The organism is Micromonospora coxensis, assembly GCF_900090295.1.
GTDB classification, from domain to species: domain Bacteria; phylum Actinomycetota; class Actinomycetes; order Mycobacteriales; family Micromonosporaceae; genus Micromonospora; species Micromonospora coxensis.
Genome location: NZ_LT607753.1, coordinates 6019967 through 6038459 on the forward strand (window position 1 = coordinate 6019967; position 18493 = coordinate 6038459).

The 18493-nt window shown below is 75.8% G+C and carries 21 protein-coding genes; 14 read left to right on the plus strand and 7 right to left on the minus strand.

What is annotated here, in order from left to right; translation table 11 throughout:
• The first annotated feature begins 123 nt into the window (after nucleotides 1-123).
• Nucleotides 124-438 (plus strand): hypothetical protein, encoded by a 315-nt coding sequence (locus tag GA0070614_RS27435; RefSeq protein ID WP_088978657.1) that lies wholly within the window; start codon nucleotides 124-126, stop codon nucleotides 436-438.
• Between the two features lie 67 nt (nucleotides 439-505).
• Here the strand turns inward: GA0070614_RS27435 and GA0070614_RS27440 are convergent, their stop codons facing one another.
• Together GA0070614_RS27440 and GA0070614_RS27445 are read right to left on the minus strand one after the other, a co-directional pair.
• Nucleotides 506-847, minus strand: a complete 342-nt coding sequence (locus GA0070614_RS27440) for an STAS domain-containing protein (RefSeq protein WP_088979708.1) — start codon at nucleotides 845-847, stop codon at nucleotides 506-508.
• A gap of 46 nt (nucleotides 848-893) precedes the next feature.
• A complete protein-coding gene (locus tag GA0070614_RS27445; RefSeq protein ID WP_231933405.1) occupies nucleotides 894-1286 on the minus strand; it encodes an STAS domain-containing protein in 393 nt (130 codons plus the stop codon).
• A gap of 217 nt (nucleotides 1287-1503) precedes the next feature.
• Here GA0070614_RS27445 and GA0070614_RS27450 point away from each other — a divergent pair, with 217 nt between their 5' ends.
• The 5 genes from GA0070614_RS27450 (at nucleotide 1504) to GA0070614_RS27470 (ending at nucleotide 5940) form a co-directional block, all read left to right on the plus strand.
• Nucleotides 1504-3270: a PP2C family protein-serine/threonine phosphatase gene (locus GA0070614_RS27450; protein ID WP_088978659.1), complete on the plus strand. Its 1767-nt coding sequence runs from the start codon at nucleotides 1504-1506 to the stop codon at nucleotides 3268-3270.
• The gene (locus tag GA0070614_RS27455) at nucleotides 3267-4316 is read left to right on the plus strand and encodes a cobalamin B12-binding domain-containing protein (RefSeq protein ID WP_088978660.1); all 1050 of its coding nucleotides are present in this window, start codon (nucleotides 3267-3269) and stop codon (nucleotides 4314-4316) included. Before GA0070614_RS27450 ends, GA0070614_RS27455 begins: the two co-directional genes overlap by 4 nt.
• 86 nt (nucleotides 4317-4402) lie before the next feature.
• Nucleotides 4403-4750 carry an STAS domain-containing protein gene (locus GA0070614_RS27460; RefSeq protein ID WP_088978661.1) on the plus strand — a complete coding sequence of 116 codons (348 nt, stop codon included), beginning with the start codon at nucleotides 4403-4405 and terminating at the stop codon, nucleotides 4748-4750.
• Nucleotides 4751-4823: 73 nt separating this feature from the next.
• The gene (locus GA0070614_RS27465) at nucleotides 4824-5270 is read left to right on the plus strand and encodes a response regulator (protein WP_088978662.1); all 447 of its coding nucleotides are present in this window, start codon (nucleotides 4824-4826) and stop codon (nucleotides 5268-5270) included.
• 121 nt (nucleotides 5271-5391) lie between these two features.
• Nucleotides 5392-5940: an ATP synthase subunit B family protein gene (locus GA0070614_RS27470; protein WP_088978663.1), complete on the plus strand. Its 549-nt coding sequence runs from the start codon at nucleotides 5392-5394 to the stop codon at nucleotides 5938-5940.
• Between the two features lie 2 nt (nucleotides 5941-5942).
• Here GA0070614_RS27470 and GA0070614_RS27475 read toward each other — a convergent pair whose 3' ends face one another.
• Complete coding sequence (locus tag GA0070614_RS27475; protein WP_408630715.1) at nucleotides 5943-6788, minus strand: hypothetical protein; 846 nt, start codon at nucleotides 6786-6788, stop codon at nucleotides 5943-5945.
• A 303-nt stretch (nucleotides 6789-7091) separates the two neighbouring features.
• Between GA0070614_RS27475 and GA0070614_RS27480 the strand changes: the two genes are divergently transcribed.
• The gene (locus tag GA0070614_RS27480; protein ID WP_231933406.1) at nucleotides 7092-8039 is read left to right on the plus strand and encodes an endonuclease/exonuclease/phosphatase family protein; all 948 of its coding nucleotides are present in this window, start codon (nucleotides 7092-7094) and stop codon (nucleotides 8037-8039) included.
• Nucleotides 8040-8042: 3 nt separating this feature from the next.
• Here GA0070614_RS27480 and GA0070614_RS27485 read toward each other — a convergent pair whose 3' ends face one another.
• Both GA0070614_RS27485 and GA0070614_RS27490 read right to left on the minus strand, forming a co-directional pair.
• The gene (locus GA0070614_RS27485; RefSeq protein WP_088978665.1) at nucleotides 8043-8468 is read right to left on the minus strand and encodes an OsmC family protein; all 426 of its coding nucleotides are present in this window, start codon (nucleotides 8466-8468) and stop codon (nucleotides 8043-8045) included.
• 90 nt (nucleotides 8469-8558) lie between these two features.
• Entirely contained in the window at nucleotides 8559-9509 is a 951-nt protein-coding gene (locus tag GA0070614_RS27490) for a serine/threonine-protein kinase (RefSeq protein WP_088978666.1), read from the minus strand.
• Nucleotides 9510-9706: 197 nt separating this feature from the next.
• Between GA0070614_RS27490 and GA0070614_RS27495 the strand changes: the two genes are divergently transcribed.
• A complete protein-coding gene (locus GA0070614_RS27495) occupies nucleotides 9707-9940 on the plus strand; it encodes a hypothetical protein (RefSeq protein ID WP_088978667.1) in 234 nt (77 codons plus the stop codon).
• Here GA0070614_RS27495 and GA0070614_RS27500 read toward each other — a convergent pair.
• Complete coding sequence (locus GA0070614_RS27500) at nucleotides 9916-10755, minus strand: alpha/beta fold hydrolase (RefSeq protein WP_231933407.1); 840 nt, start codon at nucleotides 10753-10755, stop codon at nucleotides 9916-9918. The two genes, GA0070614_RS27495 and GA0070614_RS27500, sit on opposite strands and share 25 nt — an antisense overlap.
• Nucleotides 10756-10940: 185 nt before the next feature.
• Between GA0070614_RS27500 and GA0070614_RS27505 the strand changes: the two genes are divergently transcribed.
• From GA0070614_RS27505 to GA0070614_RS27515, 3 genes are read left to right on the plus strand one after another with little or no spacing between them, the layout of a single operon-like run.
• Nucleotides 10941-11687: a response regulator transcription factor gene (locus GA0070614_RS27505; RefSeq protein WP_088978668.1), complete on the plus strand. Its 747-nt coding sequence runs from the start codon at nucleotides 10941-10943 to the stop codon at nucleotides 11685-11687.
• Nucleotides 11665-13170, plus strand: coding sequence for a sensor histidine kinase (locus tag GA0070614_RS27510; protein ID WP_088978669.1), 1506 nt, complete (start codon nucleotides 11665-11667; stop codon nucleotides 13168-13170). Before GA0070614_RS27505 ends, GA0070614_RS27510 begins: the two co-directional genes overlap by 23 nt.
• A gap of 48 nt (nucleotides 13171-13218) precedes the next feature.
• On the plus strand, nucleotides 13219-13908 hold the full coding sequence (locus GA0070614_RS27515; protein ID WP_088978670.1) for a helix-turn-helix transcriptional regulator: 690 nt from the start codon (nucleotides 13219-13221) through the stop codon (nucleotides 13906-13908).
• A 257-nt stretch (nucleotides 13909-14165) separates the two neighbouring features.
• Here the strand turns inward: GA0070614_RS27515 and GA0070614_RS27525 are convergent, their stop codons facing one another.
• Nucleotides 14166-14573, minus strand: coding sequence for a VOC family protein (locus tag GA0070614_RS27525; protein WP_088978672.1), 408 nt, complete (start codon nucleotides 14571-14573; stop codon nucleotides 14166-14168).
• A 186-nt stretch (nucleotides 14574-14759) separates the two neighbouring features.
• On the opposite strand from GA0070614_RS27525, the gene GA0070614_RS30365 reads away from it, so the two are divergent.
• Genes GA0070614_RS30365 through GA0070614_RS27535 form a run of 3 tightly spaced genes read left to right on the plus strand, consistent with a single transcriptional unit; the run spans nucleotide 14760 to nucleotide 18379 of the window.
• On the plus strand, nucleotides 14760-14909 hold the full coding sequence (locus GA0070614_RS30365) for a hypothetical protein (protein WP_157745101.1): 150 nt from the start codon (nucleotides 14760-14762) through the stop codon (nucleotides 14907-14909).
• A 10-nt stretch (nucleotides 14910-14919) separates the two neighbouring features.
• Nucleotides 14920-16335, plus strand: coding sequence for a class I SAM-dependent methyltransferase (locus GA0070614_RS27530; RefSeq protein ID WP_088978673.1), 1416 nt, complete (start codon nucleotides 14920-14922; stop codon nucleotides 16333-16335).
• Nucleotides 16328-18379 carry a sulfatase-like hydrolase/transferase gene (locus tag GA0070614_RS27535; RefSeq protein WP_088978674.1) on the plus strand — a complete coding sequence of 684 codons (2052 nt, stop codon included), beginning with the start codon at nucleotides 16328-16330 and terminating at the stop codon, nucleotides 18377-18379. The genes GA0070614_RS27530 and GA0070614_RS27535 overlap by 8 nt, the downstream gene beginning before the upstream one ends.
• Nucleotides 18380-18493: the final 114 nt, after the last annotated feature.

Here is an 18493-nt window from a genome sequence, read left to right on the forward strand (position 1 = left end):
AAGGTAACGGGGTGAGCCGGCTCGCCGGGTTCATTCCGCCGGGGTGAGGGGCGCTCACCCGACGGGCCCGCACGATCAGGCTTGACCGGAAGTCTTCCGAGCGACACGGAAGGGAAGGTCGTCATGAAGAGGATCGTCGAGATCGTCCCCGCCCGTCCGGGTTGGTACGCCCGCTGGCAGGTCACGCCCGAGCAGACCCGGTGCTATCCGGTCAGCCTGTGGGCGCTGGTCGAGGGGGCCGACGGATCCGGCCGCGAGGTGGTAGGCGTGGACTGCGCCGGCCAGTGGCCCGGGGCGGACGACAACGAGGCGGGTGGGGAGTTCGTCCGCTACCTGTTCCAGACGCCCGATTCCGGTCGCCCCGAGGACGCCGAGCCACCGACGGCGGCCGAGCTGCGCGAGAGCGGCCCCCGGCTCCAGCCGGTCCCCACCACCTAGACCCTCCTCCCGGCCCCCGGCCCCTGGTCCCAGGGTCGGGGGCCACCCCGGCCCGCGCCGGGGTGGCTCAGCCGGCCTCGCGCGCCTCGTCGCCGATCGCCGGCCGCTCGACGGCCAGCAGTTCGGTGAGACCGGTGCGGTCGAGCAGCTGCTGGAGCTGCGGACCGACCCCGGTGAGGCGGACCGTGCCGGCCCCGGCGAGCACCACGAACGCGCTCAGCCCCGAGGAGTCGCACAGACCGACCCCGGACAGGTCGATCAGCAGGTCGTGGTGGCCGTCCGCGCGGGCCTCGGCGGCGACGGCGACCAGTTCGGGCGCGGTGTCGAAGTCGAGGTCGCCGGTCAGCCGCAGCCGAGCGCGCCCGGCGTCGAGCCGGGTCACCTCGATGGACAACAGCTGAGAGGGCATGAACACATGTTCCCAGCTTCCGGTGTCCGGGAAACGCCCGGGGGGCTCAGGCGGACGCGGCGGGGCGCTCGTACGCCCCGGACTCGCCCCGTTCGCCGGTGAGTGGCCGGGTCAGCAGGCCGGTGACGCCGGTCATGTCGAGGATGGTGTCCAGGAACCGGGGCGTGGAGCGCAGCCGGATGAGGGTGCCGCCGTGCTGGCCCTCACGCCAGGCGTGCACGATGACCGACAGCCCGGTGCTGTCGATGAAGAGCAGGCCGGCGAAGTCGAGCACCAGCACCGGCGGGCGCTGCGCCAGGGCCCGGTCGACCTCGGCGCGCAGCGGGGCGGCGGTGGTGAAGGCGAGATCCCCGCCGACGGAGATGACCGGGGCGTCCGGATCCGATCGATCGACCGACATGGTCAGCGGAGTCGCCTCGGGCTTCCTCCCGTGGGGCACCACACGATCACCTTTCCGCAGGGCTGCCGTCGGGCAGGGGCTTTCCGGGATCGTAACAATCCCCGGGGTGCCCCGCCCGGCACGCGTGGCCGCAGCTCGGCGGCAGCGCGGAGTGGCGGTACCGGGATACCGGCGTAGGGTGGGGCCGAGGAGATTGGAACATACGGACCATTACCGCGGGACCGTGGGTGGCGATACGAGGAGTGGGGCTCAGCTGGTGACTGCTGCCGACGTCAGGGGCGCCGACCCGGGCGACGGACGGCTCTCCACGCCGAGCGACGTCCGGGTCCCGGCGCGGTCCGCCGAGGCCGTCGGGCGGCCCTCGTCGGCGCTGCCGCCGCTGGCCCCCGACCGGGGCCATCCGGAGCCCGACTGGTCCGAGGTGGTCGAGCACTTCCGCGAGGGTCTGATCGTCTGCGACCCCGACGGGGTGGTGTGCCACCTCAGCCCGGTCGCCGAGCGACTGCTGCCCGAGGTGGCCGAGGGCCGGTCGCTGACCGCCGCCGGGGTGCCCGCCCTGCGCTGCGGCGGGGTCGACGAGTTCGCCCACCACGGCCGCCGGCTGCGCATCCGTGCGGTGCCGCTCTCCGGCAACCGCAGCTGCCACTACGTCGAGGACGTCACCGAGAGCGTCACCCGCGCCGACGCGCTGCTGGCCGAGCGGGCCCGCTCGGCCTTCCTCGCCGTGGTCGGCGAGAAGCTCGGCAACCCGCTGCATCCCGATCGCGCCGCCGCCGCGGTGGTCCGACTCACCGTGCCCACGCTGGCCGAGGTCGCCGTGCTGGTGCTGGCCCCCCGCTCCGGGCGGGCCCGCTGGTGGCGGGCGAGCCGGGCCGACGACGAGGCGCCGACGGTGGACAGCGGGGTGCTCTCCACCACCGCGCTGCCCCCGGCGATCGCCGAGGGGCTCTCCGGCGTCGAGCCGCACGCCGTCGACTGGCTGGCCGAGCAGGCGGTGGACGCCGGCTGGCTGCCGGGGCTGACGGCCCGCGACGTCGTCGCCCGGGTGGTGCCGCTGCCCGGCCGGGAGACCCCGGCGGGCGTGCTGCTGGTCGCCCGCCGCTCCACCCGCTGGTACGACGAGGACGACGTCGAGCTGGTGCGGGCCTTCGCGGCCCGGGCCGGCGCGGCGCTGACCACGGCGGTGCTCTACCGGGACCAGGCCGAGGTCGCCGACACGCTCCAGGCGAGCCTGCTGCCGGTCGAGCCGGTCACCGTCGCGGGCGTGCAGTGGGGCACGGCGTACCGGCCGGCGCAGGCGAGCCTGCGCATCGGGGGTGACTTCTACGGCTCGCACCGGCTGCCCGACGGCGGCTCGGTGTTCTTCCTCGGCGACGTCTCCGGCAAGGGGGTCGAGGCGGCGGTCTTCACCGGCCAGCTGCGGCAGTGCCTGCAGGCGTTGCACCGGGTGGAGTCGCATCCCGCCCGGCTGCTCAAACTGCTCAACGACGCGATGCTGGAGACCACCCAGGCGCACGGCCAGGGCCGGTTCGCCACCATGGTGCTCGGGGTGGTCCGGCCCCAGCGCGACGGCGCCCTCACCCTGACCATGGCCGGCGGGGGCCACCTGCCGCCGCTGGTGCTGCGCGCCTCCGGCGAGGTGGAGGCGGTGCCGCTGAGCGGCATGCTGATCGGGGTGGTGCCCGACCCGCGCATCGGCGAGGTGACCGTACGCCTGGAGCCCGGGGAGACCTGCCTGCTCTACAGCGACGGGGTGACCGAGGCGCGTGGCGGCCGGCGCGGCGACGAGCAGTTCGGGCACGAACGGCTGGTCAACGCGGTGACCGGCTGTCACCGGGTGCCGGCGCCGGCGCTCGCCGAGCGGGTCGAGCAGGTGACCTGCGACTGGCTGGCCCACGGCGACCACGACGACATCGCGGTGCTGGCGCTGCGGGCCACCGGCCCGGGTGGGCGTCCGCCGCGACACCTGCACGCCGTGCCGACGGCGGGTGGGCCTGCCGAGCAGAGGGAGACCCGACCGTGACCACCTCGACCACGCAGGCCGACCCGTCCCAGGCGTACGCGCAGTTCCTGGACGCGCTGGCGGAGGCCGACGAGTACGCCGCGATCGAGGTGGCCGGCCGGCTGCTCGACGCGCGGGTGCCGGCCGAGCGGGTGCTGCTCGACCTGGTCGCCCCGGCGCAGGCCGAGGTGGGGGAGCGGTGGGCCCGCAACGAGTGGAGCGTGGCGCAGGAGCACGCCGCCACCCACATCAGCGAGCGGGTGGTGGCGGCGGTGGTCGCGCAGGTCAACCCCCGTCCGACCCGTGGGCGGGTGGTGGTGGCGTGCATGGACGGGGAGTGGCACGCGCTGCCGCCCCGGCTGGTGGCGGAGGTGCTGCGGCTGCGCGGCTGGCAGGTGACCTTCCTGGGGGCGAGTGTGCCCGCCGCGCACCTGGTGTCGTACCTGCACCGGTACGACGCGCACGCGGTGGCGCTGGCCTGCGCGCTGCCGATGCGACTGCCGCACGCGCACCGCATGATCGAGGCGTGCCGCCGCTCCGACGTGCCGGTCGTGGTCGGTGGCCGCGGCTTCGGCGACGACGGCCGGTGGGCCCGCGCCCTGGGGGTGGCCTGGGCGCCGGACGCGCCGACCGCGGCCGACCTGGTGGCCGACGAGCGGGCGTTGCGCCGGGTCCGCCCGGCCGAGCTGCCCCACCTCGCCGACGACGAGTACGCCGGCCTGGTGCGCCGCCGCGGCGAGTTGATCGACTCGGCGCTGGCCGACCTGCGCGAGCGGGTGCCCGCGGTCGTGCACTACACCCCGGCCCAGCTCGACTCGACGGTCAGCGACCTGGGCTACATCGTGGACTTCCTCGCCGCCGCCCTGTACGTCGACGACGACTCTCTCTTCACCGACTTCGTCGACTGGCTCGCGCAGATCCTCTCCAGTCGCGGCGTGCCGGCCGGGGCGGTGGGGCTGACCCTGGGGCACTACCATCGGCTGCTGCGGGACTTCCCACGCGCCGGGCGGTTCCTGGCGCTCGGGGAGGCCCGGGTCGCCGCGCTGCGCGACACCGCCCGGGGCTGACCCGGCGGTACCGTGGTGGAATGGTCCGCTGCGTATACTTGCTCTACTGCAAGGGTTCGCCTGCGGTGTGAGCGAGAGGGACGACATTGACCTTCGCGGTCACCCACAGCCCGCGCGACGGTGGCGGGGTCTGCCTGCGGCTCGTCGGTGAGCTGGACGTGAGCACGGCGGGCGAGCTGAACGAGGCGATCGACCGGCTGGCCGCCGAGGGTGAACGTCACCTGCTGCTCGACCTCACCGACCTGACCTTCTGCGACTCCACCGGCATCGCGGCGTTCGTCCGTGGCGACAATCGCGCGTCCGCCGACGGCGGGTGGTTGCGGGTGATCGGCGCGACCGGCCGGGTGGACCGGGTGCTCCAGGTCACCGGCCTGGCGGACGTGCTGCGATACGGACCGGACACGGTGGACCCCGCGTCGCGATCCGGCCGGTGATCGGTTAGATTCCCGCGAGCGGGTGACCGAGACCGTTGTCCCCCGTCCGCCGACACGAGACAGGTACATCCCCATGGGCCCAGGTGCCGCGAATCCCGTCCGTATCCTCGTCGTCGACGACGACCCGGGGGACGTCCTGATGATCGAGGAAGCCCTGGCGGACTCCGAGATCGACAAGGTCATCGACGTGGTCAACGACGGCCAGGAGGCGATGGAGTTCCTGCGTCGGGAGGGTCGGCACACCGAGGCCCGGCGGCCGGACGTGATCCTGCTGGACCTGAACATGCCCCGGATGGACGGGCGGCAGGTGCTCGGCGAGGTCAAGCAGGACGCGGATCTGCGGACCATCCCGATCGTGGTGCTCACCACCTCCAACGCGGACAACGACATCGTCGGCAGCTACACGCTGCAGGCCAACGCGTACGTGACGAAGCCGATCGACCTGGACGACTTCAACGACGTGGTGCGCCGCATCGACGAGTTCTTCGGCCGCGTGGTCGTGCTGCCCAAGCGCTCCTGAACGACCGCGCCCCGGCGCGCCCTCAGTTGCTGAACATTTTTCCCGAACCCCTCCGGTGGCTGCCGGCAGCCGCCAGGATCGAACTGGGGAAAGACGTACCAGCTTCCTGGGGGGCGACAGTATGAGGTTCTCCGTCGTTGAGACCGGCTACGACCAGCGGCAGGTGGATTCCTGCCTGGATGAGCTCGGGATCCGGTTGACCCGCCTGGCGGCGCGCGCCGAGGTGGCCGCCGGCGCGGGCCGGGAGTGGGACCAGATCCGGCAGGAGGCGGCGCTGCTGCGCGGGCTGGTCGACCGCCAGGGCGTGCCCACCGACGGCGGCGCGGTGGCGGCGCGCCGGGACGCGTCGGCCGTCGAGCGGGAGGCCGCCGAGATCCTGGCGCAGGCCCGCAGCGAGCTGGACGCGGCGCGCGAGGAGGCCCGGCAGGTCCGGGAACGGGTGTACGCCGAGGCGATGCAGGCCCGGCGTGAGTTCGAGGCGGCCCTGCACGAGCGGCGTCGCCGGGAGGCCCAGGTGGACCGGATCCTCGCCGGGCTGCCCGGCGAGGCGGTGCCGGCGGACACGCCCACCGCTGCGGCGTCCACGGGCGGGGTGCCGGCGACCCGGGTCGCCACCGGCACCACGGAGGTGTCGGTCGAGCGGCCGGAGCCCGGCACCCGGGTGGCCTGAGGTCAGGTCAGCGCCGCCACCACCGTGCCGGCCCGCTGCTCGTGCTTGGCGTACGCGTCGGGGAAGGCGGAGATCTGCACCGCCTGGGCCGCGGCGGTGACGCTCATGTCCTGCCACCCGGGCACCTCGAGCAGCGCCGTGTAGAACGCCCGGGCGGCGTACGCCGGGCGCATCAGCTGGGCCACCGTGCCCCAGCCGCTGCTGGGGCGCTGCTGGAACAGCCCGACGGAGTCGTGGTCGGAGCCGCTGCCCTGGTGCGGGTGGTCGAACGACTCGGGCAGCACGTCGCTGGCCAGGTTGTGCAGGTTGCTCTCCTGCATGGCGGTGGCGATCGCGACGACCAGTCCGCGCCGGGGCACACCCATCCCGACGCCCACGTCGACGATCACCTTGGCGTTGTCCATCTGCGCCTGGGTCAGGCCGGCGACGGGGCGGGGCCGTGCCGGTCGGGCCGGCTTCGGCTTCGGCTTCGGCTTGCGGGTGGCGGCCGGACTGGGCGTGGCGGCGGGGACCGGGGTGACCGGGACGGCGAGCGGGGACGCGCCACGGTCCAGGGAGCGGGAGGCCCGCTCGTCGGCCGCGGCGCGTTCGGCCAGCACCTCCCGCAGCGGCGGGGTCTGCTCGCTCTGCTGCGTCCCGGCGAACGCCGCCAGGCCGAGGCAGCAGGTCACCCCGCCGGCGAGGACGACCCGGGCGGGTGTGGACGCCAGCAGTGCGCGGGCGCCGCGCCGGGGCGGCTCCGGGGCCCGGTGGCGGCCGATCCTCCGTTCGCCCGAGGGGGCACCGGCTGGACGGGCAGCCCGGTGGGCCGCGGTCGACTGCTGCTCAGGGGAGTGATCGGCAGGCACCCGCCGAGGCTAGAGAGCCGCACGGCCCGTGCCATCGGGGTGATTAGTGGCATGCGCCACAATTGGCCATGATCGGCAGGGGCAATTGGTCCGTCACGCTGACGAACTGCATGAGCCTGGCAAATCCTTCTTGTCTGCCATGTCGTCCCTGCCCGGATCAATCCGGCGGGTGCCGACCGGCACGGCACCGGGCCGGCGCCTCCTCCGTTCGGCCGACGGGCAGGAGCCGTGCCACCGACCCCCGAGCCGGTCGGGTGGCGGAGTCTCCGACGGCCGTCGACGGCCGTCGGTACGATGCGGACGGTGACCAGTGTCATGATCGACGAGCCGGCCGCAGCCGCCCCGGCCCGCGCCGCCGACCGGCGCGGACTCCTCGTCGTCCTGCTCGCGGTGCTGCTGGCGGCGGTGCTCGCCGGGCACCGCGCGGTGCCGAACGTGCACGGCTTCGGCAGCCTGCTCGACAGCGTCGCTCCGCTGCTGGGCCTCGCGGTGCCGGCGCTGGCCCTCGCCGCGCTGCTGCGCCGGTCCCGGCGGGCGCTGCTCGCGGTGGCCCTTCCGGCCGTGGTGTGGGCGCTCGCGCACGGCGGCGCGTGGTTGCCGCCGTCCGCCGGGTCCGGGCCGACCGGGATCCGGGTGGCCAGCCAGAACCTGCGGGCCGGCAACCCCGATCCGGCCGCGACCGTGGCCCCGCTGGCCCGCTCCGGCGCCGACCTGCTCGCGTTGCAGGAGGTCGACGACGGCGACCGCCTCGCCGCACTGCGCGAGCGCTACCCGCACCGGGCGGAGGTCTCCACGGTGGCCCTCTGGAGCCGGTACCCGATCGCCGACGCGACCGGGGTCGACACCGGGCTGGGCTGGACCCGGGGGCTGCGCGCGGTCGTCGCCACGCCGGACGGGGAACTGGTGGTCTACGTGGTCCACCTCGGATCGGCGCGGGCCGGCGACACCGCGACCCGGGACGAGACGGTTCGGGCGCTGGCCCGCGCGGTCCGCGCCGAGCGCGCCCCGCGCCTGCTGGTGCTCGGCGACCTCAACACGGCCAGCACCGACCGGGTCTTCCGCCCGCTGACCCGGCTGCTGGACGACGCCCACGCCCAGGCGGGGCAGGGCTTCGGCTTCACCTGGCCGGCGGCGGTGCCGATGACCCGCCCCGACCACGTGCTCTACCGGGGGCTCACCCCGACCGCCGCCGGAGTGGCCCGTACCCCGGGCACCGACCACCGTGCGGTGACCGCCGGATTCCGCTGGTGACGCTCAGCGGCGCGCGCCGTCGGCGGGCGTGACGGTCAACCGGTGCCGGGTGGCGTCGCCGCTGGAGAAGGGCCAGATGCGGTCGGCGTACTCGACCAGGTCGGCCAGCTGCTCGCGGCTCAGCCCGGCCGACGAGATCGACGCGTGCACGTCCGCCCGGTAGCGGCCGTCGTCGTCGCGGCCCAGCCTCGCCTCGGCGGTGACCTGGACGGTGTGCGCCTCGTCGGTGATCTCCCCGGCCGCCTCCACCGCCGCGTGGTGCAGGCAGGAGGCGAACGCCGCGGCCAGCAGTTGTTCGGGCGTCAGGCCCGTGCAGTGCGGCGCGAGCGGCGACGCCAGCGCGCTGGACAGGCCACCGTCGTCGGTGCGTACATGACCACCCGAGGCGGTGGCCGTGGCCTCGTGCAGCCAGGAACTCGGATCCGGCATCACGTTCCTCCCGTCACTCACCGGCCGGGGTTCCCGGCCTCGATCGGGTGAAACGCGGTGCGGGGCACCGCCGCCGCGCCGGTCGTGGTGTCAGGCCGGGCCGGCGCGCGACCAGTCGTCGAGGGCGACCGCCTCCGTCGCCTCGGTCGCCGCCCGCTGGGTCCACGGCGAGATCGGGGTGGTGCGGGGCCGGGGCACGGACGCCAGCATCGGCACGTACACCCGGGCGTCCACCGCCTCGGCCAGCAGCAGCGCGGCCATCAGGCTGGTGGGACGGCTCATCGGATCGTCGGCGAGGCAGCGCCGGCACAGGTCGGCCACCTCCGCCGGCAGCCCGTCGATCGGCGGCAACGGCTCCGGCGCCACCATCCGGCGGGCCCCGACCAGTTGGGTGGCCGTGGTCCCCGCCGCGTACGGCAGCCGTCCGGTGAGGCAGTAGTAGAGCAGGACGCCGAGGGCGTACATGTCGGCGGCCGGGGTGGCCGGATGCCGGTCGAACTGCTCCGGGGCCAGGTACGCCGGCGTCCCCAGCACCATCCCGTCGGGGCAGTCGTCCGCCGCGCCGGCCGGCGTGGCGATGCCGAAGTCGAGGACCTTCACCCCGGACGGGGTGAGCATGACGTTGGCCGGCTTGACGTCGCGGTGCACGATGCCGTGCGCGTGCGCGGCGGCCAGCGCCGCGGCGACCTCGGCGCAGACCCGGACCGCGATCCGCCAGTCCAGCGGCCCGGCGTGCAGGTGCGCGGCGAGCGTCTCGCCCTCGGCCAGCTCCATCACGATGTACGGCGCCTCCTGCCCGGGCGCGCCGGTGGAGGTGCCGAAGTCGTGCACGCTGGCGACGTTGGGGTGGACCAGGCGGGCCGCGGAGCGAGCCTCGGCCCGGATGCGCTCCACCGTGCTCTGCTCGCCCTGCCGTCCGGGCGACATCAGCTTCACCGCCACCGGCCGGTCCAGCACCAGGTCGTGGGCACGCCACACCTCGGACATGCCGCCCACGCCGATGCGCTGTTCGAGCTGGTACCGCCCGGCCAGCGTCCTCATCGACCCGCTCCTGTCTGCTTCGTGCCGTACCGCCCGAGTGCGCCGTGGCGCTCCGGAGCCGGTACCCATGGCCGGAGCTGGGCAAACCCGGACCGGTCGGGTCGGCGGAGCGGGCTCGCGGGCCGTCGCCGGTGCGGTAGCTTGCCAGCCAGAGCGCCCGGCGGACCGGCCGGGACGGGGGTACGGGAGGGGGCGGCATGGACGAGGTGCCCGTGCGCTTCGTCGGCGGGCCGGCCCACGGCCTGCGGCGCGAACTGCCCGCCGATCCCGACGGCGCGCCGCCCGATCGGTGGGTCATGCGGCATCCCGGCGGCGACCCGTCGCCGGCCGGCGGCGGAGCGGACCACCTCTACGCCCGGGAGCGGCGCGACGGCGCCGGGGTGTGGACGATGCGGTTCGTGCACACCTACCCGGTCGGTGCCGGGGAGTAGCCGGGTCGGCCTCCGGTGGTCTCCAGGATGACCGAGGCGACCAGCTCGGGGTCGTCGTGCATCGGCACGTGGCCGCAGTCGACGAGGTCCAGGTGGCGGGCGTCGGGCAGCCGGGAGCGGGCCAGGGCGGCCTGCCGGTGCGGCAGGATCCGGTCCCGGGTGCCCCAGGCCACGGTCACCGGGACGGTCGGGACGCCGGCGAAGGTGTAGCGCCGGCCGGCGCGGGCCACCGCCCGGAAGGCGCGGGCGTCGCGCAGCGCCCAGGTGTCGGCGATGGCCACCTCCACGGCGAGCCGTTCCGGCCGCGCGACGATCATGCCGAAGGCCAGTGACCGCAGCGGCCCCGAGGCCAGCACCGACCGGACGACGGGCGCGGGCATCCGGGCCGCCGCCCGGTGCAGGCCGAGCACGGCGAGGGCGCGGCGCAGCTCGCGGGGGGTGCAGAAGCCGGCGGGGGAGAGTGCGGTGGCCGACGCGGCGTGCCCGGCGGCGGCCAGCTCCAGGGCGATCGCGCCGCCGAGGCTGTTGCCGGCCACGTGCGGCCGGTCCAGGCCGAGCGCCGCGCAGAACGCGGCCACCCCGGCCACCACGCCGGCCATGTCCCGGGGCAGGCCGCCGGCGGGCACCGGGGACCGGCCGAAGCCGGGCAGGTCCAGGGCGAGCACGTCGTGCCGGGCGGCGAGCAGGTCCAGCACCGGCAGCCAGGCGGCCCAGTGGTGCCCGATGCCGTGCAGCAGCACCAGCGGGGGACCGGAGCCGCGCCGTTCGAAGGCGATCCGCGGCACAGCGGGGGAGTCATCACCATCTATGCCCACGGCCGGAAGTTACCACCGGGTAGGAGTTTGCGGAAGGGTCCGGTGCCGTGGGCCGTAACCGGGCCGGCGCGGAAGTCGTCCCGGTGGCGGGGTGGGCCGGTACGGTCGAGCCGGGCCCGGGCGCGCACAGCGGGCGCACAGCCGGGGCACAGGTCCACGTCAGAGCGGCGGCCCACGATGGGAGCATGGTGATGAACGGGCAGGTGGCCCCGCAGCACGTCGAGCTGCGCCGCCCCGACGGCGAGCCGGTGCGGGTGCTGGTGGTCGACGACGAACCGACGCTGACCGACCTGCTCGCCATGGCCCTGCGCTACGAGGGCTGGCAGGTCCGCAGCGCCGGCGACGGCACCGCCGCGCTGCACGTCGCCCGGCAGTTCCGGCCCGACGTGGTGGTGCTCGACGTGATGCTGCCCGACCTCGACGGCTTCCAGGTGCTGCGCCGGTTGCGGGAGCAGTCCCCGAGCGTGCCGGTGCTCTTCCTGACCGCCCGGGACGCGGTGGAGGAGCGCGTCGCCGGGCTCACCGTGGGCGGCGACGACTACGTCACCAAGCCGTTCAGCCTGGAGGAGGTCATCGCCCGGCTGCGCGCCCTGCTGCGTCGCTCCGGCTTCGCGGTGGCCACCCGCCAGGAGGCCGTGCTCACCGTCGGTGACCTCCACCTCGACGAGGACAGCCACGAGGTGCGCCGCGGCGACGACCTGATCACCCTCACCGCCACCGAGTTCGAGCTGCTGCGCTACCTGATGCGCAACCCGCGCCGGGTGCTGAGCAAGGCGCAGATCCTCGACCGGGTCTGGAACTACGACTTCGGCGGCCAGGCCAACGTCGTCGAGCTCTACATCTCGTACCTGCGGAAGAAGATCGACGCCGGGCGGCCCCCGATGATCCACACGCTGCGCGGGGCGGGATATGTCCTCAGACCCGCCGACTGACCGGGGCCTCCGCCCGCGCCGCTGGCCGGCCGGCTGGTCGCTGCGCCGCCGGCTGGTGCTCGCCGTGGTCGCGCTGCTCGCCCTGGTCGGGGTCAGCATCGGCGGGCTCACCACGCTCGCCCTGCGGCACTTCCTGATCAACCAGGTGGACCACCAGCTCACCCTCGGCGACCGCCGGCACGGCGACGACTTCCCGCCCTGGTTCCGCCAGAGCGGCGACCTGCCGTGGCCGGGTGGTGCCGAGCCGCCGGCCCCGGAGCCGCCGCGCGGCTTCCCGCCCGGCTCGATCGCGGCCCGCACCCGCGACGGCGTCGTGATCGCCCGCACCCGCGTCGAGACCGGCGGCCTGGAGCAGGTGCCGACCGCCGACGCGGCCCCGCTCGCCACGATGCCCACGGACGGGCACCCCCACACCGTCGAACTCGGCGGGCGGGGCCACTACCGGGCGGTGGCCCGGCAGACCCAGGACGGCAACGTGCTGGCCGTGGCGATCCCGCTCTCCGGGGTGTCGGACACCGTCATGTGGATGGTCGTCGCCCAGGCCGGTGTGGTGACCGCCGGACTGCTGGTGGCCGGCAGCATCGGGGCGCTGATCGTCCGGGCCACGCTGCGTCCGCTCGACCGGGTCGCCGCCACCGCCGCCCGGGTCGCCGAGCTGCCGCTGGACCGGGGGGAGGTCGCCCTCTCCGTCCGGGTGCCCGCCGCCGACACCGACCCCCGCACCGAGGTCGGGCAGGTGGGGGCGGCGCTCAACCGGATGTTGGGCCACGTCGCCGGCGCGCTCGCCGCCCGGCAGGCCAGCGAGACCCGGGTACGCCAGTTCGTCGCCGACGCCAGCCACGAGCTGCGCACCCCGCTGGCCGCCATCCGCGGGTACGCCGAGGTGGCCCGGCGCGGTCGGGACCAGGTGCCGCCCGACGTGGCGTACGCCCTGCTGCGGGTGGAGTCGGCCAGCACCCGGATGACGGCGCTCGTCGACGACCTGCTGCTGCTCGCCCGGCTCGACTCGGGCCGGCCGCTGGCGGTGGAGCCGGTCGACCTGAGCGCGTTGATCGTCGACGCGGTCAGCGACGCGCACGTCGCCGGTCCGGAGCACCGCTGGCGGCTCGACCTGCCCGACGAGGCGCTGGAGGTGCCCGGCGACGGCGTCCGGCTGCACCAGGTGGTGGCGAACCTGCTGGCGAACGCGCGGGTGCACACGCCGCCCGGCAGCACGGTCACCACCCGACTGGCCCGGGTGGGCGACGGCGTGCAGATCAGCGTCGCCGACGACGGGCCGGGCATCCCGCCGCCGTTGCAGGGCGAGGTCTTCGAACGCTTCGCCCGGGGCGACAGCTCCCGCTCCCGCGAGCACGGCAGCACCGGTCTGGGGCTGGCGATCGTGGCGGCGGTGGTGGAGGCGCACCACGGGAGCGTCGAGGTGGAGAGCCGACCGGGGCACACCGTCTTCACGGTCCGGCTGCCCGGCGCGGCTCCGCCCTGACCCCTGCGCCGCCGGTGCGCCGTCGTACCGCCGTGGCAGGGTGGTGGCGTGTACCGGGAACGTCGGGCCGGCCGGATCGCCGGGGCCGTGGTGTGGACCGGCCGGACCGACCCGGGCGCGCCGCCGACCCGGGTACTGCCGGACGGCTGCCTGGACCTGCTCTGGTCCAGCCGCTCCGGGCTGCTGGTGGCGGGGCCGGACCGGACGGCCCACCTGTCCCGTTCGGTGGCCGGGGAGCGGTGGCTGGGCCTGCGCCTGCCGCCGGGCACCGGTCCGGCGGTCCTCGGCGTCCCCGCCGACGTGCTGCGGGACCGCCGGGTGCCGCTCGACGCGCTCTGGGGCCGGGCGGCGGACGAGGTCGCCGAGCGGCTCGGCGACCGGCCGAGCGCCGCCGCGCTGGAGGCGGTGGCCGTCGACCGGCTGGTCGCCGCCGGTGGGCCGGATCCGCTGGGCGCCCGGATCGCCGCCTCGCTCGCCGCCGGGGCGAGCGTCACCGCGACCGCCGCCGAGGTCGGCCTCGGCCCGCGTGCCCTGCACCGGCGCAGCCAGGCCCTCTTCGGGTACGGCCCGAAGACCCTCGCCCGGATCCTGCGGATGCGCCGGGCGCTGGCGCTGGCCCGCACCGGCGTCGGGTGGGCCGAGGTGGCCGCCCGCAGCGGGTACGCCGACCAGGCCCACCTCACCCGCGACGTGCGCGAGCTGGCCGGCGTCCCACCCACCCGGCTGCTGCCCGGCTGATCCCGAACGCCGGTGGACCGGCCGGGCGGCACGCCGTCCGGCCCGCCCGCGCCAGCGTCGTCGCCCGTCGCGCCAGCGCCGCTGCCCGTCGTGCCAGCGCCCGCGCCCGCGCCGCTGCCCGTCGCGCCAGCGCCCGTGCCAGCGCCGCCGCCCACCGCGCCCGTGCCAGCGCCGCCGCTCGCCGCGTCCGCGCCGCCGCCCCGGGGGCGGTGTCGGGTGTCCGGGGGCGGGTCGGGTGGGCGCGGGAGCCCGTGGGCTCAGTCGGCGGCCGGCGCGGGCAGCGGGGCGTAGAGGTCGACGCCGTTGCCGTCCGGGTCGTGCAGCACCGCGTACCGCTGGCCCCAGTCCGCGTCCCACGGCGGCAGCTCGCCGTGGAAGCCGGCCGCGGTCAGCGCCGTCCAGCACCGGTCGACCTCCGCCGGGTGGGCGCACCGGAAGGCGAGGCTGATCCGAGGGCTGCCGGTCGGCGGCGTCCAGCCGGGGCCCAGGTCGCGGATGCTGTCGACGGTGTCCCAGCCCAGCCGGATGCCGCCGGGCAGGGTCACCTCCACGTGCGACCGGGTGTCCGATCCGGACGGCAGGTCCAGTCCGAGCCGGCGGTAGAAGTCGAGGCTGCGGGCCATGTCGGCGACGACCAGGCCGAGGTAGTCCATGCGAGGTGTCATGCCGCCGAGGCTAGGCCGGCGGCACGGCGGGGTCTTGAACGAAACGGACGCACGGTCGCCGGTGTGGCCCCGCGCGAGCCGCCGACCGCGTACGGTGTCAAGGAACAAGTCCGGCGTAAACGGCTTAAATGCCGCAGATGGGCGTGCCCGGCGCCGGGTGACGACGGCGAGGGAAGGGAGCGGTCGGTGAACCACCTGGCCTACCTGGACGCGGGGTCCGGCAGTCTGATCGTGCAGGCGGTGGTCGGCGGGGTCGCGGGAGCGGCCGTCGCCGCCAAGCTCTACTGGCGACGGCTGGTCGACCGCTTCCGCCGCCAGCCCACCGACCGAGGCTGACCGCTCGCCGATGACCAGCTCCGACACCCGGATCCGGGTCGAACCCGGCTCCTTCCGCGACCCGGCCAACCGGGTCTTCCACGCCGGCGACCAGGTGCTGCGCGGCCTCGGCCCGCAGGCCGCCCGCGACTGGCAGGCCCTGGCGGCCAGCGACTTCTTCACCGCGCTGCTCGCCGAGGGCAAGGTCTGCGGCACCGAGCCGGTCGACGCGGCCGTGCTGCCCGGCTGGACCGCCGTGCTGCGCCACGAGCGCATCCCGTTCGTCTCGCACCCGTACGAGTGGTCGTTCGGCATGCTGCGCGACGCGGCGCTGCTGCACCTGGAGATCCTGCGCCGCGCGCTGCCCGCCGGGTTCACCACCAAGGACGGCTCGGCGTACAACCTGCAGTGGCGGGGCGTGCGGCCGGTCTTCATCGACGTCGGCTCCTTCGCGCCGCTGACCGACGGCGAGCCCTGGGCCGGCTACCGGCAGTTCTGCCAGACGCTGCTCTACCCGCTGCTGTTGCAGGCCCACCTCGGCGTGGACTTCCAGCCCTGGCTGCGCGCCCGGGTCGACGGCGTCGAGCCCGACCAGATGCGCCGGCTCTTCCGGGGCGCCCGGCGGCTGCTGCCCGGCGTGCTCACCCACGTGCACCTGCACGGCGCCATGCAGGAGCGCCACGCCCGGTCGAGCACCACCGACGTGCGGGCCCAACTCCGCGCCGCCGGCTACTCCCGGGACCTGGCCCTGGCCACCGTACGCGGGATCGAGAAGCTGGTCCGCCGGCTGGAGCGGCGCGACGAGCCCAGCCACTGGGTCGACTACCAGCGCACCTGCAGCTACACCGCGCAGGACCGGGCGGAGAAGGAGCACTTCGTCACCACGGCCGTCACCGCCGCCGGTCGGCCCGGCCTGGTCCTCGACCTCGGCGCCAACGACGGCCGGTACGCCCGGATCGCCGCCCGGCACGCCGCCACGGTGGTCGCCGTCGAGCAGGACCCCGCCGTGGTCGACGCCCTCTACCGGGCGCTGCGCGCCGAGGGCGAGCAGCGGATCCTGCCGCTGGTGATGGACCTTGCCGACCCGTCGCCCGGCGGCGGCTGGCGCGGCGTCGAGCGGGCCGCGTTCGCCGACCGGGCCCGGGCCGACGTGGTGCTCGCCCTCGCCGTGGTGCACCACCTGGCCATCGGCCGCAACGTGCCGCTGGCCCAGGTCCTCGACCAGTTGGTCGCCCATGTCCGCCCCGGCGGGCGGCTGGTGGTGGAGTTCGTCCACCCCGAGGACGTCATGGCCCGCCGGCTGCTGGCCAACAAACCCGACGGGCTCTTCCCCGACTACCGCCGCGACGAGTTCGAGCGCCTGCTCGCGGCCCGCTGCCGCGTCGAGCGGCACCGGGAACTGCCCTCGGGCACCCGCACGCTCTACCAGGTGGTGGTGGGTGGCTGAGCGCGCCCTCGCGACCGCGGCGCCACCGCGTACGGCCGGCCCGTCGCCGGACCCGGACGACCCGGGTGGGCGGCGGGCCGAGCTGCGCCGGCTGCTGGAGGTGACCGCCCTGGTCGGGCTGACGGTCACCCAGCCGCTGCTGGACGTGCTCGGGCGCAGCCCGGACTTCTTCCTGTTCCACCGGGCCGAACCCCGGGACGTGCTGCTGCTGGTGGCGCTGGTGACGGTCCTGCCCACCGTCGCGCTCGGCGCGCTCGGCCTGGCCACCCGGCTGGCCGGCGTCCGGGCCCGGGGCCTGGCGCACACCGTCGTGGTGGGGCTGCTGCTGGCCGCGCTCGCCGTGCAGGCCGGCCGGCACGCCACCGGGCTGCGGGGCGTGCCGCTGCTGCTGGTCGCCGGGGTGCTCGGCGTCGCCGGGGCGGCGGCGCACCGGCGGTGGCGCGCGCCGGGACGGGTGCTGCGGGTCGCCGCGGCCGGCCCGCCGGTCTTCGTGGCGCTGTTCCTGTTCGCCTCGCCGGCCTCGGCGGTGGTGCTGCCCCGGGCGCACGGCGGCGCCGCCGGGGTGGCCGGGCCGGGGGAGCACCCGCCGGTGGTCATGATCGTCCTGGACGAGCTGCCGCTGGTCTCCCTGCTCGGCCCGGACGGCCGGATCGACGCCACCCGCTACCCGCACTTCGCCGAGCTGGCGGCCGGGTCCACCTGGTACCGCAACGCCACCGGGGTCAGCGGCTGGACGCCGTACGCGCTGCCGGCCATGCTCACCGGCCGGTACCCGGCGCAGCCGTTCGCCCCGCACTACTCGCAGTACCCGGACAACCTGTTCACCGCCCTCGGCGGCCTGTACGACGTCCGCGCCGAGGAGAGCATCACCCGGCTCTGCCCGCCGAGCCGCTGCGAGCAGCCGTCGAGCCCCCAGCAGGGTCTCGGGGTGCTGGTGCGCGAGAGCGGGCGGCTGCTGCGGCAGATCGTCGCGCCGGTGGACAGCCGGGTCGACCCGCAGGAGTCGTACCGGGAGCGGACCGCGGCCGAGGTCGGCCTGGACGACGCCGAACCGGTCCCGGACGACCCGAAGTTCCGCTGGGACAGCCTCGACGACAACCAGCCCGCCCGGTTCACCAGCTTCCTGGCCGGCCTGCGCCCCACCGACCGGCCCACCCTGCACTTCCTGCACCTGCTGATGCCGCACGCGCCCTGGGCGTACCTGCCGTCCGGGGCGCGCTACACCGCCCCGGAGGACCTGCCCAACGACGGCGCCGGCTGGGTCGAGCTGGCCCGGGCCCGGCACCTGGCCCAGTTGCGCTACACCGACCGGCTGGTCGGCGAGACCCTGCGCACCCTGCGCGCCACCGGCCTGTACGACCGGGCGCTGCTGGTGCTCACCGCCGACCACGGGGTCAGCTTCCAGCGGGACTGGCAGGGCCGCGGGCTGGACGCGATCAACCACGCCGCCGGTGAGGTGGCCTGGGTGCCCACCTTCGTCAAGACGCCCCGCCAGCGCGCCGGCCGGATCGACGACCGCAACTGGGAGCACGTCGACCTGCTGCCGACCATCGCCGACGAGGTGCACGTACGGATCCCGTGGCAGGTCGACGGCCGCTCGGCCCGGCAGACCCCGCGCCCGCGCGCCGAGAAGGTCTTCTACGACCGGCCGGGACAGCCGTTGACCCTGCGCGGCGCGGTGCCGACCCGACCCCCGGACCCGCCGGCGCACCCGCTGGTCGGCACCACCGTCGGCGACGCGCCCGCCGGGGGGCGGGCCCGGGTGGCGAACCTGGCCGCGTTCCGGTCCGTCGACCCGGCCGCCGGCGAGCTGCCGGCGCTGGTCTGGGGGACGGTGCCCGACGAGGTGCCCGACGGCACGCTGCTGGCGGTCGCGGTCAACGGCACGGTCGCCACGGTGGTGCCCGTGGTGTCCCGGGACGCGGGGGGCCGCCGCTTCGCCGCCCTCGTCGGCGACGACCATTTGTTCCGGGCCGGCGTCAACCGGCTCGACCTCTACCGGGTCGCCTCCGACGGTGGCCTGCGCCGGCTGACGCTCAGCTGAGCCTTTCGTCCCCGACGCCCGTCATCGTCGGGTTCGCCCTCGCTGACCAGGGTTTCCGAGCCGCCGGGTCGGGAATCGGGTGACGCATACCTCACCGCCGAACCACGACGGGCA